The sequence below is a fragment of the Chitinophaga sp. SVR4-12A genome (genome assembly GCF_056754765.1).
Map to the genome: position 1 here is coordinate 770,566 of NZ_JBPGWP010000002.1, position 15,414 is coordinate 785,979.

Below are 15,414 nucleotides of genomic sequence, written 5' to 3' on the forward strand. Positions count from 1 at the left end.
CGCTATCACTCGATAAAATTACGGCGCAGAATTGCTTCCGTCATTACAATCGCATTTGGCTAGCTCCGCTTAGCAGTACTTTGTTTTATGGAGTTTTATTCCTCAATACCCATCATCATATTATAATGAGCTATGTGATTGGTTTTATGAAAAATATCTTTAAAAACTTTTTTGTACGTTTCAATCGTCTGTATTGGCACTTCAATAAATAGATCATCATGAACGCTATGAGAACCGTCATTTATCCAACTGAGAAGTGACTTGCAAATTTCCTTTTCTTCTTTAGATGCGAATTTATCTATTAGGTTATCGTCACCATACTTTCCGAGAAGTTTAAAATAATTCTCTATAATCCGCCGCATTATATTCTGGATGCTCACGCTTGAAGTGATTGATTCATTTTTATATTCTTGCCACAATAAGCTATATGATGATTGAATTGGGTTGTGCATTCCATAGCTTTGAATAGCGGAGTTAATACCATTTTTTCTTAGAATCCAATAGTGTACTTTGTTTGATTTATCTGTTCGTGCATTGATGAATGAAACTTCTTTGTGAAAATATACATTATGAGTAAGTAATATCAATTGCTTAATATTCCCTTTATCTTCTTTAATATTTTTTATGATGTTTTTGACTAGCGTACTAACAACGAAAAGGATGTTGCTATCTAAACTTGAGATTGGATCGTCGATTATGAGAATTCTATCGTTTGTAATGTTATCTTTATTAATTGCACCCTTCGCAAGTTGTAAATAATACAAAAAGGTTATAAAGGTTATTTCTCCTTCACTTAAAGTATGATGGGCGAATGTTCCGTCTTGCCTTTGAATTTGATAGAAACCTTCATCAATCGCTTTAACAATTTGAAAATTCAAAAAACCATAGTAATGCAACAGTTTATTTATCTCATCGACGGTAGGTTGAATATCTGTTATGTTTTGACTAAGAGTTTTTATTTCTTGGTCAATCTTCTGAAATTCCTCTCTTTTCCTTTTCACCTTTTCATCAAGCCCTAAAATACCTTTCATCAATCCGTCATGGTCATTAACAAATTCAGTAATCTCTGTTCGGTGCTCTTCAACTAAATACTTCCATACCTCTTTAATTAAATTTTCTTTTTCTTTTTCGTAGTTTTTTACTACATTGTTATGCTTTCTAATTTCTCGATTTGCATCATCAATCAATTTATTTATCAAACCAATTTGCAATTGCGTCTTTTCCAATTCAAACTTTCTACTTGGTTCTTTTATTTTGTTATCAAGTGTAGTTTGATTGACTTTGATCTGCTGAGTAAGAGTTTTCAAGTAAGAGATAAATAATTCTATATTTAATTTTGAGTTTGGAAGATTCTTTTGTTTTGACTCAATCTGTTCCCACTGATTAATAGCATTCTCAGACATGGAAAAATATGAGTTCCTTAAATTCTTGATGTTTTCCAACTCTTTCAGATATGTTTCATCGAAATAGCTTTCAAGTTGTTTAGTGAAGTTCGCTGAAATTGTTTTTTGTTGACAAAATGGGCATGTTTCGTTTTCAATATAACTTCTTCCTTCATTCACCCAATCATCAATGTTTAGTTTGTGTATCAGTTTTGATATTTCAACATCTGACTTCCCAATAATCACTTTATTCCAGATAGTATTATTCTCAATTTCACTTAGCAATTCATCTCCAAGCCCTATAATAGTATCAATTGTGGTTGGCAATGCCTCAGAGAATATAGTTGCAGATTTTATAATCAGTTCGTCAAGAGTTAATATGGTTTGAGGCGATGAAGTAAATTCAGATAAGATTTTTGCTTTGAAAGATTCTTTACTTCCAATCGACCCTCTCAATGCCTCTTTAAAATTTTTCTCATTTTTTTTATAAAGTTTAGTCCATACGTTCTCTTTAAATTTATCTTCTAAAGCGGAAAGCTTTTCTTTTTGCTTGTCAAGTGCTTCTTTTTTCTGCTTCCCTTCTTCAACTATGTTACTTCTTTCAACTGTTTTTGCCTCAATTAGTTCGATTTCTTCTTTTGTGGCTTGTCCCAACGTGAAAATGCCATTTATTTTTCCGGTACTGAAATTCTCGTCTCTAAATGCTTTGTTATAGACTAAAATATCAACAGGATTAATTTGCCAATTAAGTCTGCAGGATGCATAGGTTGATAGCGTTGGATCTTTTATATAGTTTGAGATAGTAGTTTTACCAGTTCCATTGGCACCATAAATGAAATTCACCTTGTTAAGCGGTTCTATTGTGCAGCCAGTGTCATCATATGTTGCAAATTTCTGAATTACGATTTTCTCGAGCATAGTGTTTGGTTAGAATTAGGGATGCTGGGGCTTCATACGGTCTGCTTGCTCATAAATATACGCAATAAATTATAATGTATAAAAATTCCAAAGATTTTTTCGCCATTATTCATAATTATTGATTATAAATTTTCATATCAATAACTGTTTTTAAATGGGTTTTCTGGTTTACTTTCAAGGAAAGCAAGCGTAACGATTCCGCATAGGGTTATATCCTTTACTCTTTTGATGGAAGCTGAACATAGTACTTCCTATCAAAACGTTGAGATTTTCTTTAGGATCCTGCAATGGATGTCTTTTTCTGCAGTTGCTCTGTTCAGCGGAACAGAGAATCCGCCTTCTGTGGCGGATTAGATAAAGCGGGAAGGCAGGTAAAAGGCTGTCCTATATATTGCTTGCTTGCCCGCTGGCAAGCTTGCTAGTAAGCAATTTTGGTCAGTAGCAAGCTTGCAAGAAGACATGAACGCTCGCAATAGTTCCAGCCTGATGAAATGAACTCCATTCTACTGGCTATCCAGCAAGCTGGATGGCTAAGGTGCTTCCCATATTGTAGGTATTATATATAGTTGGAAGGGGGGCAAGTATTCATGAAAATTGCCGCCATAAATATGTTAAACTGCTTTAATGAAAATCGGTGTACACTTCTATACATCCATTTTATTTTATTCAGGTGAACTGAAAGTGATACTTTTCCATTTCATCCGCCATTAAATTAGCACATCTCATACCATTTAGCATGAAGTGGTTATGAAATAATTTGTGCAACTCGCCGGGAGAATTTTAACCTTATGGGAATCTGCTACTGGAGCGTATTTTCAAAATAACCATCTACGGGCAACTCTATTTCCTACCCTCGTTGGTTGAGGTATTTTTATGTTCTTAGAGTAAAGAAACTATTGATAACACGAAAGTAGCAATTTACTGGATAAATATATTCCCTCTTTCCTGGTTGACAAGCTATTTATTATCTTTCGCACATAATCAATTATTTTAGAAAAGGTTAATATGTACCCTATCCCTTTGAAACAGTTATCCCATCTTACTACCCTGATTTTTCTTCTTTTTAATTTAACTGTCAGTGCCCAGCCATCTATCCAGCAGGACACGCGTGTGGAGCCCATTATTAAAACAGGTGGATGCCAAACGTCCTGGCCTGGTGATGTTTAGCAGGAAAACCGACAGGGACCAATATGTGAATATGGCGGTGCTTGCAGACAGTACCCGTACCCTTACCTGGTTCACCTGTCATGGACAGGCTTTTGATGTAGTAAGGCTCCCTGATGCTGTTTATAGTAAGATTAAATCGGGTGATCTAAACCCGTTTAACTATTATAAGGATTATTTCTTTGACTTGCTTTCTCATGTAAGGGTTGCTGCCGCTCTGTTCCGGCAGAAAGGGCAGGCGGCCTTGAAAGACACTGACAGCATTTACCATCGCGTCTATACTTATCCCTCGGTGCAACTGACTCAAAGTACACTGCAGAAAGAAGTGGCTATAGAAAAGATGATGAGTGACCTGTGCCTGCAACTCTCCCTTTTTGATAGCCGGACACCCCAGCAGCTGCACCCCAGTGACAGCTTTCAGCTCCGCTTTCAGATGGCAGGTAAGATGATCCGGCAAGGAGATACCACTAGTTACTATAATGCTAACCCATTTTCATCTGCATCCCGGATCGTGCTAAGCAAGTATGCCCCGGAAAAATGTTTGTATATGACCGGCAGGGGCAACTGGCGGATAGTGTGCCGTTGAAAGCAGATAAATACGCCGCTCTGTTAGACGAAAGGGAAGACGTATTTTTATTATACCGGGGCTGGTTGGAGCTGCAAAGCCAGCAGGCAATAGCAGGTAAAGAGGAAGTTGCCCGCTTGCTGAACAGGGAATATACCATGCTGTATAAACCGGCATATTGGGGGCAGCATAAACGGGAGTTAGAGCAAACCTTACAGGAAATCCAGGAGCAGGTAGATGCAGTGGGCAGTAAAGTAATGGGGTTGATCGTTCCCACTCCGGAGGAAACAAGAGCATTTACTGGCCGCTGTTTATCAGGACAAGCCTCCAGAAATTACCTACGCGCGAGCTATTGGCTTTATGTATTCTATCGTTTATCTGCGGGGCTATAAACGTTATGAGCTGACAGATCACCGGGGTAATGTGATGGCAGTAGTAAGCGACAAGAAAAAAGCGATTGATGAGAGATGGGGATGGGGCTATTGAGTATTACAACGCCGATGTAGTTAATGCGGTGGATCATTTGCCTTTGGCGGACAGATGCCAGGGAGGACTTATAGCGGTGATGATAAGCATAGGTATGGGTACAACGGAAAGGAAAATGATAATGAGGTGAAGGGTGAGGGAAATAGTTTAGATTTTGGGGCGAGAATATATGATCCTAGAATTGGACGATTTTTGTCTGTAGATCCATTAGCTAAAAATTTTCCCGATGAGAACTCATTATGGATTTGCCGGAAATTCTCCTCTTATGTTGGTAGATCATAATGGTATGTTCAAAATATCGCCACTCTTTGCAAAACGCTACCCGACCTTAGCAAAAATAATAAAATATTATTTGCCGTTACTTAAAGATAACCCAGAGATAAGAAATGCATCGGATTGAAAATTCCGGGTTCAAAGATGCTGAAGCTGGCGGAAAAATATTTGACGAGATGGTTACTTATGGCAAAGGGCTTTGGATTACTCCTACAAGGCCGATGGAAGAGGCAAAAACTGATAGAATACCACTGCTTAGTCAGTTTTTTGAGCCTGCAAATGGAGCTGGAGAATACAATGAACGTAATTATCCTGAAAACCTGTCATTACAATCTGATCAACTGGCCAATTTGGAAGCTGCGGTTAAGAAAGGAAAGACAGAGGATATATCGGAGGCTATGTTTATAGTGACAAGTACAATTATGCATGAGGTTGCACATTATGGGAGAGTCCTTACAGGTAAGCCCGATACTGATTATAGAATTGAGGGAGGGGCGCAATTTGAAGAAAAGGCCTTTGGAACTCGTTTTGGTTATAGACATCCTTTAGTGGCAGACTTAAGTTTGCAAAACCGGGACATGACTGTTCTCAAAGGTTGGTTTAAAGAAAATAACGGAAAAACTAAAACATTCGGATTATCTCTTTCACCAAACTATTATAATTATTATAATAGTGTTAAAAATGCACCTGTTCCGGAGGGGCAAAAGGGAGATCCTACTTTAATTGATAATGGCGATGAAAAGAGAGAACCTTAAAAGGATAATTTTATGAAATATAGTAAGAATAAGATTACTTCGATATTCCTTATCACGTATTTTCTCATATCATGCAAAGACAACTCCTTTGATGCGAAATCACTTGCAGCTGAATACTGTAACTGTATGGAACAAAACCATGCGAATATGGATTATTACAATGCACGTATTATATGTGATAGCAAAATGAATCTGAAAAACCGATATTTTAAGATGTATTCTATAGAGGTTTTTTATGGAACGTATATGGTACTTTTGATAAATCGACAAAAGATAGTGTATATAAATTTAACCGCTCCTTTGAGGAATATACTAATGAGTATTGTCCGTACATATACAAATCAGATTCAATAAAGGCTGAGTATTTAAAGAGACAGAAATATTACAGCGTTAAAGAAATTGTTATTCACTTAACTGAAAAAACGAATTTATAGACCCACGTATTGGTCGCTTTTCTATAGCAATTCAAAGAAAAAATTGCGTATGTTTGTGCTGATAGTTCTTTCTAAAACACTACAAATAGCTACAAAGGCTAAGGGTACCTTTGAGGGTGCTTATAATTACATTGTGTTTTAAATCATTTAAAATGAAGTGGTTATAAAATAATTTGTGATCCGAGCGGGATCACAACAAAGAAAACAGACAGTATCAAAGCCGCGTAAATCGCACGATTTACGCGGCTTTTCTGTTTTGGGTATACAGAGCTCGATCCCACTCCAAAGCAATTTGAATGGTAACAAAAAAAGTTACACAGGCCCACCTTGCTTTTTGTGTAACCTTTTTCTACGCTGTGGTTTTATATTTTGTTCCATTCCCAAATTCCGGATTTAAGTTCGTCAGGTATTTTGAGTCCGCAATTTTTTAATGTCAATGGACATATTGCCTCTATGATGTCCTTCGTGGGAAATAAAATAACCAAGCAAAGGAACAACACCTCGTTTAAACCCTTTTATCTCTGATTTTTCTTGATTCCGTCCTCTAAAATTTTACCAATAAGTTCAGCTGAAATTTCGTGGCAGTCTTTAAGCATTGAAATTGTTTTGGTGTCCTTTTCTGTAATTGTTGTAAGGTTAGAATTTAATGATTTATCATATTTCTCAAGTTTCCAAAATCTCACATTGTAAATGTGGGCAAGTTGGTGTCCGATAGTTCCACCGCCACGCTTTGAGGTAGTGTAATTTAATGCTTCTTCTGTTAGGGAATTGATGAGCATTAAATTTGTTCGGTGATTGATGAACCAAGTTTCTATTATCTGCTTTTCAATCGTAGTCATTGAAGTTATTTTTCTAAAGGATTTTTGATGTTATTAAAAAATTTCCAATTGCCAACCGGGTGGTCCCCGGAATTGATCGTTATTTTAAAGTATTCTTGTATTACGCAACCCATAAATTTACGCAATAAACTATGATTTAAAAGAATGCATTAGGATTTTCCTTTCCATCTAAATACTTGACTTCAATACGACTGCATGAAAATAGGCACTTTATTAACTGCATATTCCGTATGACCTTGTTACTAACGATCTAAGAAACCTACTGTTTATCTTTTTCCTCTTTTTCACCCGGAAGGGCATACTCGTTGGTCCACTCTGGAACGATGGTAACTTCATCGCCTTTGCGCATACTTCTGCAGACTTGATAGAGTTCGTTACAGGCTACGCGGCAAAAGGAAATCGAAGCGGGTAGGCTAAGAGAAGCGGCGGCGTTCCAATTAGTGATCATTAAGTCACGATCATGGCCGATCACCGCATCCTCTAGGCCCTCGCTTTTATGGCGGCCCGCAGCGAACATCTGCTAAATGAGCCGCACGAAACTGTTTCACCCCGGTATGGTAGCCTATCTTCATCAGCAACAGTAGCCAACCCTGCTAGTAAAAATTACCACAACCCTCCGCGCCATAAAACCAAAAACGCCGCACCCTAAAAGTGCAGCGTTAACGGTGTTTAAATTTCTGTCTAAACAGGCAGGTAAAACAACATCTTACAAACCTTTAATGAGCAACCACCGTCAACGGCGATATTTTGTCCGGTCAGATAGGAAGATTTATCCATGGCCAGAAACAAAACAACAGCTGCAACTTCTTGAGGTTGCCCCACCTAGCCCAGAGGCGTACGCTCACAATCCTTCCGAGGCGTTTAGCCCTAGTCCTTGCACGTCAGCTCATCTTAGCCCCTGCATTTCTTAAACTAGTTCAAGAAAGTAAGCGAAAAAAAAATGTGAATGAAGCCTTACTGGCCCAGGCCCAGGGTACTGTAATTGAGGGGCACCCATAAAAATCCTTTGCCGTTTTTGCGCAGGTGACCGATACCGGGAAAGGAAATGTGATCCCCGGCCAGCCAGTATCCCTTAGCTGCAGCATCATTAAAGGTCAAAAGACGTGTTTTGGCTGCGGCCTTGGAGTCTACATCGAAAGTTATAGTTACCGACGGGTCCTCAAACTGCACGGCTGCTGCATGAACCAGGTCTCCGATAAAAACGATACGCTCAGTCCCGCTCTGCAGCGAGTAGAAAGTATGTCCGGGAGTATGCCCAGGCGCTGCGATGGGTGTCAGGCCCGGGAAGAGTTCGCTCCCATAATCAAAGCGTTTAACCTGACCTGTTTTAAGATAAGGGCTAATTTTTTCCTCTGCTTCCTTAAACCAATGCAGTAGTCGCTCAGGTGCCTTAGCCTTGTTTTCTGCATTCAGCCAGTAATTCAGTTCGGGCGCGGAGATATAAATTGTTGCATTGGGAAATACACGTTTACCGTCCTGCACAAGACCCCCGGTATGGTCGCTATGGATATGGGTGATCAGTACCGCATCGATCTGCCCGGGCCTCAGGCCGATCCTGCGCAGGTTTTCGGGTAGATGGCCGAGCGTTGGTCCGTAAAGTTCGGCAGTACCGGCGTCTATCAGGATGTTTTTGCCACCAATTTTGATCAGATAAGCATTTACCGAGGTTTCTACACTGGCTTTTTGGAAACTGGCCCTGGTGAGTGCATCGATTTTATCCCGTGTGATCCCAGTAAGCACCTGGTGAAGATCAATGGGTACTGTCCCATCAGTCAGCGCAGTAATTTCATATTCACCAAGCTTCATGCGGTGAAAAACGGTCTGGTCTATCGTGTTGGGAGCAATCTGTTGGGCGTTGGTATTAAAAATGGAAAAGAGTATCAGCATGCCAACAGGGAAAACTCTGCGGATACCACCTGGAATGTTCGTTAATTTTTTCATTTCGCATTAGATTGATAAGTTAAATCCCATACCGGTTGGAAATTATCAAAATCGGTATATCCCACCTCGCCGGTGTAATACGTAGACCGGTTGGCCTCACTGATGGTCAATTCTGCACTGGCCCGCTGGCCGTAGTACTTGGCCATTATCGCATTGGGCACATAGCCTGCCGATGTCCGGGTCCCTGTCATAGGCGCCATCACTACCCGGTTAATGATTTGACTGGAGCCTAACTGGTAGGAATCAAATAATGTGATATCTTTCATTTTGATATATTTTTTTGCAAATCAACAACACAAAATACTCAATAACAATAACTTACATCAAAGTTCGTCACGAACTTCCAGGTTTGTATTGTTGATCTTCAAGAACTTATGCGATGAAAAAAAATACCGGCATCTCCATTTGTGACAAAGCTTTAACACTGTTGCAGTTTTAAATTGCAGCCACTTTAGCCTATGTTTGTACTAGCAGAAAACAAAGACAAATGGCATATAACAGGATATCAAGATTGGCTTGGGCGGCAGATCCGGACACCTGCGCGGTGGAGCTAGCTTTGACTTCGATCGATGGAAAATGGAAAACCAGGATATATGATATCATCCGCCATCAGCAGCCCATACGATACAGTACCATTGTCAATCAACTAAAAGATATTTCAGAGAAAACGCTTACCAGTCAGCTGCGTGAAATGGAAGATGATGGAATATTACAGCGTATCGTATATCCGCAGGTACCGCCCAGGGTTGAATATCAATTAACTGCACTGGGAAAATCACTTGAGACTGTCATCGATGCGCTTGAGAATTGGGGTAAGGCCTATGTAAACAATATAAATGCCACCAAAGATTCCATCAGGCAAAGGCCTTGGCCACGGTAAGCATGGGCCAAGCGCTTTGGTATATCTGGCTATGAAACAAACTGACAAGGCCTGTGAACCTCTTTTTCCTTGAAACGACATTTATGTAAGTGCTCTGCCATAGTATTAAGTTAACCAACACCTTCCTTGCCTGGACTACCAACTCCGGAATGGTTCCAGTAACCGTTTTTCGCGACCCAAGTATTACATTTCTGGCTGGTGTCATCGCCTCAGTCGTGTTTAACAGTTATTCCAGCTTGGCCACTTCTTCTTCCATCACCTGGTAGGCAACCAGCTCCGGCAGTTGGTCACGTGCGTGTTGCGCTATGCGCTGGCAACGCTTTCGCGTAAGATAATAGGATCTTGCAGCAAGCCTCCATTTCAGTTTTGCCAGGTTCCTGCATTCGTTGCATTGAAGAAAAAGTATAATAACAAGGAGATCTATGGCTTTACCACGGAATTTCTCCTGTTTCCGGATTATTTTCCTCGCTGAAAAATTTTCCTGTTGGGCCATCATTGTCAATCAGCGCATATTTCACCACCCGTTTTCCTGCATCCTCAACAGCGCCGGTCCCCCGATGTCTATTGAAATCTGTTTTTGTAAAACCCGGGCAAACGGCATTTACTTTGAAGTTGGTATTCTTAAGTTCGTAGGCCAAAACAACAGTATACATATTCAAAGCTGATTTTGAAGAAAGATATACCGCACCTTTGTAGTCGTAGTATTTATAGTTTGGATCGCTGTGTAGCGTAATTGAACCCTGACTTGAACTTACATTTACAATACGGGGTGCTGACGACTTTTTCAATAAGTCAATAAATGCCTGTGTAACCCGCACCACGCCGTAAACATTTACATCATACGCCGCTTTAAACTGGTCAATAGTTGCGTCAAGGGCCGTTTGCGGGTAACCTCCATAAATGCCCGCATTATTAATAGGTATGTCGAGGACTTTTGTTTTTTTACCTATATCTTTACGAGCTTTAATTACTGATTCGTCATCAGTAATATCCAGCTGAATAGCTTCTACGTTATTTAATCCTTTCGCTTTTAATTTATCAAGGGCTTCAACACCATTTTCTATATTACGACTGCCCAAGTAAACATAAATTCCTTTTTGGGCCAGTTGCTGTGCAACTTCAAAACCAATGCTTTTGTTAGCTCCTGTTACTAATGCAAATTTCATTTCTTGTATGAATTTTATGAAGCAAAAGTAGGGAGCTGGAAAATGGCGGGAATGGACAATTCATATTATTTCCCCGACAAATCTTGCCTGGGCAAAAATTCACTTGCACTTTTTCCTGTACTTTTTTTGAAGAGCCTGGAGAAATAATCAGGGTCATTAAAACCTAATTCATAGGCCAATTCTTTGACGGAAATATTAGAATAGCGCAATTTTCTCTGGGCTTCCGCTATCAAACGGCTAATAAAATAATCTTTTGGCGATGTGCCGGCATATTCTTTTACAATCCGATACAGGCTGTTTGTAGTTAAAGCTAATTTTTCAGCAATTGCGTTGATAGAGGGTTGCTCTGTAAGATGCGTTTCCACGACTAATTTGAATTCGATAAACTTTGAAAGGTTAGTGTTTAAGATATTGGCGGGTTCTCTGTTTTTGAAGTAAGCACTATTTAGTTCCGATAACAATGTGTTCAAATAAGCTAGTATTATTTCCGTGTCGGTCTCATCTTTATCTAAGTAAAGCATCTGATTTAGAATTCCGAAAACTTTTATTACTCTTTCTTTTACAGCATTGTCGAGAACTATGGTTTGTGCATTTAAGGGGTTGACCAAAAAGGGATACTGTTGTGGCAATAATGCCAAAGTATTTTCATCAAACAACAGCTTGAAATATTTAAGATTGTCTGGTTTGCCAGGTGGTGTAAGAAATTGATTGGGCATTGCAAAAAGCAAGTGCCCATCAGTAAGCGTAAAGTCTTGTGAGTCTATATTGTAGGTGATTGAACCGCTTTCAATTAATACAATAAAATAAGAAGATAGTCTGCGCGGTTGCAGCTGCTCTTTTTGAATATCAGCTGGAAGATAAGGATTGTCGTTTGAGCGAATCTTTATTCCTAACCCGCCATGCTGCAAGTCCTCATTTTTCCCTTTTTGTTCCTGCATATTATACACCGGAAATACGGCTGTTTAAGTATTATAATTCGTTTACTTTTCAGCTAATTTACGTAAATCGAGTATAAAAAGGTTGGGGCTTTTATTCTCGAAGAGCATTACTCATCTTCTTATGTTCCATGAACTGGTCTCCCTCAACGCTCCATCCAGGTCAGCAATTCCGGCGTCCTGGCCTTACTTACAATAATGCGTTCGGGCGTTTCCACATTTAGCTTCAGCACAAGCCTTCTATTAAAGAAGTGTTCAGCCATCACCAGGGCATCGCGGTTGATGATAAACTGCCGGTTGGCCCTGAAAAAGCGGTGGGGATCGAGTTGCGGTTCCAGCTCATCCAGCACTTCTTTCAGCAGATAGGAGTGGTGGTCGTGGGTATATACGGTTACCGTACCACCTGCGGAATAAAATAAAGGCAATATCCGTTGCCTTGACGGGGATAATTTTGTCGTTCCTGAATACCAGCAAGCTGTTTTTATAGCGCGGTTGCAACTGCGCCAGCAGACCCTCCAGGCGCTCATTAAGTGCTGTGCTTTTCTCGCCCAATACCTGCTTCAGCTGTTCATATTTACGCAGGCTGCCGGCCAGCCGGGCTTCGTGTACTGGCTTCAGCAGATAGTCTATACCGTTAGCCTCAAAGGCCTGAATGGCGTAGTGGTCAAATGCGGTGCAGAAAATGACCGGGCATATCACCTTTACCGTCCGGAAGATCTCGAAACAAAGTCCGTCGGCTAACTGTATGTCGGACAGAACAAGGTCCGGCGGTGGATGGCTTCGAAACCACTCAACTGCTGTTTTCACCGTAGGCAAGATATCCATTACCTGTAACCCGCTGCCCAGGCCTTGTACCATTTCCTTCAGCTCTCTGGCCGTTTTGGCCTCGTCTTCAATGATCAGGATATTCATGATCTGCTGTCTGATAAAAATACGCTTACTGAGAATTCGTCTGCTGTTTCTTTTATGCTGATGTCGCACCCGGTCAGTATCCTGTAACGCTCACGGATATTGCTCAGCCCAGTGCCGGTCCCCGCGCTTTCGTTCGCCACAGTCTTCCGCTGCAATGAGTTGCTGACCACCAGCCTGTCTATACCTTCTACGTATATACCTATCCTGAGCGGTGTTTCGGTGGTGGCCACATTGTGTTTCACGGCATTTTCGATGAGCAGCTGCAAAGTTGATGGGGGAATCTTTTTGTTATAATACGCAGTTGGTATCTGTATATCTGCGATCAACGCGTCTTCAAACCGCTCCTGCAGAATATGCAGGTAGGCCTGGGTAAAATCCAGCTCTGCCTTCAGTTCAACCATGTCGGCCATACGGCTGCCAAGCAGGTAACGGTATACTTCAGACAGCCGCTGGATAAATTCCCTGGCTGGAGGCTCCTGCACCATGGTCCGTAAGGTGCCCAGGGAATTGAAGAGGAAATGGGGGCTGATCTGCTCCTGCAAAAGGCTCAGGCGGGCCTGCAGGTTTTCCTGCTTCAGCCGCGCATTTTCAAGCCTGGACTGCTGACTCAGAGCAGACATCCGCAACAGAAAGGCGATGAAATATAAGAACCCGCCTAATATAAGCCCTCTTACCACCAGCAGGAAATGAACGGCTTTCATACTCCGTTGCAAGGTCTCCATACGGTTCCGCACTTCGGCAACATCGCGTAACAGGTAAAAGAGCGCGATGGAAACAACAATGCACCCCGCTACTGCTATCAGCGCCTTCCATCCGTATCCGGCCGGCCTGTCCCGTTGAATAATATATTGGATCCATAGCCAGCTTAGGAAAGCATTGATAAAGGAGCTTAGTAAGACAAGCAATGAAGATAGCATTTCTTCGCGGCGTGCCCGCAGCACCTGTCCCAGCAGGGCAATGAACACTGAAATGATAGCGCCTGTAAGCGGATAAAACCTCTTCATGGCACAAAACTATAGAAAAGGCCGGTTTGAAACACTATAGGCATATGAAACGGACAATCCGGCTCATGAACCGCCCATTGCTCGTTTTCTCCCACTCGATGACCGGGCGGTTCATCAGCGAAAATGCCTGTTTCATCCCTGAGAACGAGTGCTTTCTCTCATCCCCGAACGTCTTAAAGGAAAATCAATGATCATGAAAAGAGCATTTATCTCCCTGATCCTGGTATCAGGATCTTTTGTTGCAAAGGCGCAGTGGGTAGTAGTAAAACGGCCTGCTCCAGGGATGATCGTAGCAGTTCCTCCGGCCCGTGTAAGGGTAGCCGTTCCAGCGGCGCGGGTCATTATTGCACGCCCGCCTGTTGTAGTAGTATCGCCCGTTGTAGTAAGGCCGCCCAGGTTGATTGTACAATCAAGAATTGTTATCCGTTAGTCTTAGTCCGCAGATATAAATGTTATATGCAAACGAACAGATCTTTACTATTTATCCCATGCATTTTGGGATCATTACTGTTGCTGGCGGAATGCGAAGACCCCGGGATGGCGGGCCTGTCTATGGTCCCGGTTGGCCGGCTGTACATGCCGATAGCCGTAACTCCGACTACTCAGCGGTGCAGGGAGCCGGCAATCTGACCCTTGCCTGGCAACGGCAATTCAAAGGCACTATTAACCTGGGCCCTACCACCAGCAAAGACGGGAAGGTGTATGTCACCACCAGCGCTGAAGGCTGCCATCTGTATGCGTTGGACGCCAAAACCGGAGCAATCCGCTGGTGCACGGATGCGGTGAACCAATATGCTGTTGCTTCTTCTGCATTGCTAGATGAGGATGGAAACATCTACCTGGCCGATGACCAGGCCATGCATGCCTTCAACGACGCCGGCAGCTTGCTGTGGGAAACTCCGATCAAGGGCTTCCCGCTGTCGGCGCAGTTCACACAAACCGGGAAGCTGATCTTTATCACCCATATCGGTTTGCTGTACGTATTGGACAGGCATACTGGCAAAGCGGTGATCGATAAATATAACCTGGCCGGAGAGCCCCTGGCCGATTCCTCCTTTGATCCGCAGGCATGCATGCGTGGAACTGAGGCCTGTCCCTGTGCCAACACCCTCGCTTTTGATCAGCAGAGTGGCCGTTTTTTCTTTACCTACTGGAAACCCGGCACGCCGCAGGCTGGCCTATGGGCGATGCAGTATACGGAGGACAATGGCCCTGCTGTAAAAAAATGCTGGGAGCTCAGCACCCTGCCGGGTGGCAGCGCCTCCAGTCCCGACATCTCCGCCGACGGCTCACGGGTATATGTAAACGCCAATGCAGGAAGTCTTTATGCTATACAGGCGGAGACCGGCGCTCAGATATGGGAATACAACATCGGCTATGAACCTGGTGGCAGCCAGTCTACTTCACCAGAGGGATATATCATGCCAGCAGGCGGTGGTGCTGCTGCCCTGATGTGCATCCGGGATGCCGGCGACCATGCTGAGCTGGTCTGGCGTAACGCTGGTTTGAAGAATCGCGGTGTAGCCACTCAGGTGGCGGGCAAACTGGCGTATCCCACCGTAGCAGCTGGTGGCGAACGGTTCACTAATGACCTGCTGGTAGTGGATGTGCTGACTGGCAGGGAGCTGGACCGGGAACATCTGCCCGGCAGGACCTTGTTTACCGTAGGCACAACTATCGGCCCCGAAGGCAATGTATATGTGCCCACCTTTAACGGGATACTCTTTGCTTACAGGCCCGAATGATCCATTAACAGAACA

Annotated in this window: 17 protein-coding genes; 7 read left to right on the forward strand and 10 right to left on the reverse strand. The window is 42.4% G+C overall.

The annotated features are described in order from the left end of the window. Positions 1-95: 95 nt before the first annotated feature. Positions 96-2,300: an AAA family ATPase gene (locus tag ACR9Y8_RS29415; protein ID WP_481216880.1), complete on the reverse strand. Its 2,205-nt coding sequence runs from the start codon at positions 2,298-2,300 to the stop codon at positions 96-98. A gap of 1,078 nt (positions 2,301-3,378) precedes the next feature. On the opposite strand from ACR9Y8_RS29415, the gene ACR9Y8_RS29420 reads away from it, so the two are divergent. The 4 genes from ACR9Y8_RS29420 (at position 3,379) to ACR9Y8_RS29435 (ending at position 5,543) form a co-directional block, all read left to right on the forward strand. Next, the gene (locus ACR9Y8_RS29420) at positions 3,379-4,050 is read left to right on the forward strand and encodes a hypothetical protein (protein WP_481216881.1); all 672 of its coding nucleotides are present in this window, start codon (positions 3,379-3,381) and stop codon (positions 4,048-4,050) included. Next, complete coding sequence (locus ACR9Y8_RS29425) at positions 4,002-4,421, forward strand: hypothetical protein (protein WP_481216882.1); 420 nt, start codon at positions 4,002-4,004, stop codon at positions 4,419-4,421. The genes ACR9Y8_RS29420 and ACR9Y8_RS29425 overlap by 49 nt, the downstream gene beginning before the upstream one ends. Before the next feature lie 148 nt (positions 4,422-4,569). Further along, entirely contained in the window at positions 4,570-4,797 is a 228-nt protein-coding gene (locus ACR9Y8_RS29430) for an RHS repeat-associated core domain-containing protein (RefSeq protein ID WP_481216883.1), read from the forward strand. Between the two features lie 104 nt (positions 4,798-4,901). After that, positions 4,902-5,543: a hypothetical protein gene (locus tag ACR9Y8_RS29435; protein ID WP_481216884.1), complete on the forward strand. Its 642-nt coding sequence runs from the start codon at positions 4,902-4,904 to the stop codon at positions 5,541-5,543. Between the two features lie 949 nt (positions 5,544-6,492). Here the strand turns inward: ACR9Y8_RS29435 and ACR9Y8_RS29440 are convergent. From ACR9Y8_RS29440 to ACR9Y8_RS29455, 4 genes are all read right to left on the reverse strand, one after another. Continuing rightward, positions 6,493-6,816 (reverse strand): hypothetical protein, encoded by a 324-nt coding sequence (locus tag ACR9Y8_RS29440; protein ID WP_481216885.1) that lies wholly within the window; start codon positions 6,814-6,816, stop codon positions 6,493-6,495. 681 nt (positions 6,817-7,497) lie between these two features. Continuing rightward, entirely contained in the window at positions 7,498-7,638 is a 141-nt protein-coding gene (locus tag ACR9Y8_RS29445; protein WP_481216886.1) for an SDR family oxidoreductase, read from the reverse strand. A 132-nt stretch (positions 7,639-7,770) separates the two neighbouring features. After that, entirely contained in the window at positions 7,771-8,757 is a 987-nt protein-coding gene (locus ACR9Y8_RS29450; RefSeq protein ID WP_481216887.1) for an MBL fold metallo-hydrolase, read from the reverse strand. Continuing rightward, entirely contained in the window at positions 8,754-9,023 is a 270-nt protein-coding gene (locus ACR9Y8_RS29455; RefSeq protein ID WP_481216888.1) for an oxidoreductase, read from the reverse strand. Before ACR9Y8_RS29455 ends, ACR9Y8_RS29450 begins: the two co-directional genes overlap by 4 nt. A 221-nt stretch (positions 9,024-9,244) precedes the next feature. Here ACR9Y8_RS29455 and ACR9Y8_RS29460 point away from each other — a divergent pair, with 221 nt between their 5' ends. Continuing rightward, complete coding sequence (locus ACR9Y8_RS29460; protein WP_481216889.1) at positions 9,245-9,637, forward strand: winged helix-turn-helix transcriptional regulator; 393 nt, start codon at positions 9,245-9,247, stop codon at positions 9,635-9,637. 428 nt (positions 9,638-10,065) lie between these two features. On the opposite strand, the gene ACR9Y8_RS29465 is transcribed toward ACR9Y8_RS29460, so the two are convergent. The 5 genes from ACR9Y8_RS29465 to ACR9Y8_RS29485 form a co-directional block, all read right to left on the reverse strand. Further along, positions 10,066-10,803, reverse strand: coding sequence for an SDR family oxidoreductase (locus ACR9Y8_RS29465; RefSeq protein WP_481216890.1), 738 nt, complete (start codon positions 10,801-10,803; stop codon positions 10,066-10,068). A 65-nt stretch (positions 10,804-10,868) separates the two neighbouring features. Beyond that, on the reverse strand, positions 10,869-11,741 hold the full coding sequence (locus ACR9Y8_RS29470) for an AraC family transcriptional regulator (protein ID WP_481216891.1): 873 nt from the start codon (positions 11,739-11,741) through the stop codon (positions 10,869-10,871). Between the two features lie 143 nt (positions 11,742-11,884). After that, positions 11,885-12,163, reverse strand: a complete 279-nt coding sequence (locus tag ACR9Y8_RS29475; RefSeq protein ID WP_481216892.1) for a LytR/AlgR family response regulator transcription factor — start codon at positions 12,161-12,163, stop codon at positions 11,885-11,887. Then, the gene (locus tag ACR9Y8_RS29480) at positions 12,078-12,650 is read right to left on the reverse strand and encodes a LytR/AlgR family response regulator transcription factor (RefSeq protein WP_481216893.1); all 573 of its coding nucleotides are present in this window, start codon (positions 12,648-12,650) and stop codon (positions 12,078-12,080) included. The genes ACR9Y8_RS29475 and ACR9Y8_RS29480 overlap by 86 nt, the downstream gene beginning before the upstream one ends. Beyond that, entirely contained in the window at positions 12,647-13,654 is a 1,008-nt protein-coding gene (locus tag ACR9Y8_RS29485; RefSeq protein WP_481216894.1) for a sensor histidine kinase, read from the reverse strand. The genes ACR9Y8_RS29480 and ACR9Y8_RS29485 overlap by 4 nt, the downstream gene beginning before the upstream one ends. Before the next feature lie 193 nt (positions 13,655-13,847). Here ACR9Y8_RS29485 and ACR9Y8_RS29490 point away from each other — a divergent pair, with 193 nt between their 5' ends. Continuing rightward, positions 13,848-14,084 (forward strand): hypothetical protein, encoded by a 237-nt coding sequence (locus ACR9Y8_RS29490; protein WP_481216895.1) that lies wholly within the window; start codon positions 13,848-13,850, stop codon positions 14,082-14,084. Positions 14,085-14,175: 91 nt separating this feature from the next. Next, a complete protein-coding gene (locus tag ACR9Y8_RS29495; RefSeq protein ID WP_481216896.1) occupies positions 14,176-15,399 on the forward strand; it encodes an outer membrane protein assembly factor BamB family protein in 1,224 nt (407 codons plus the stop codon). The last annotated feature ends 15 nt before the right edge of the window (positions 15,400-15,414 follow it).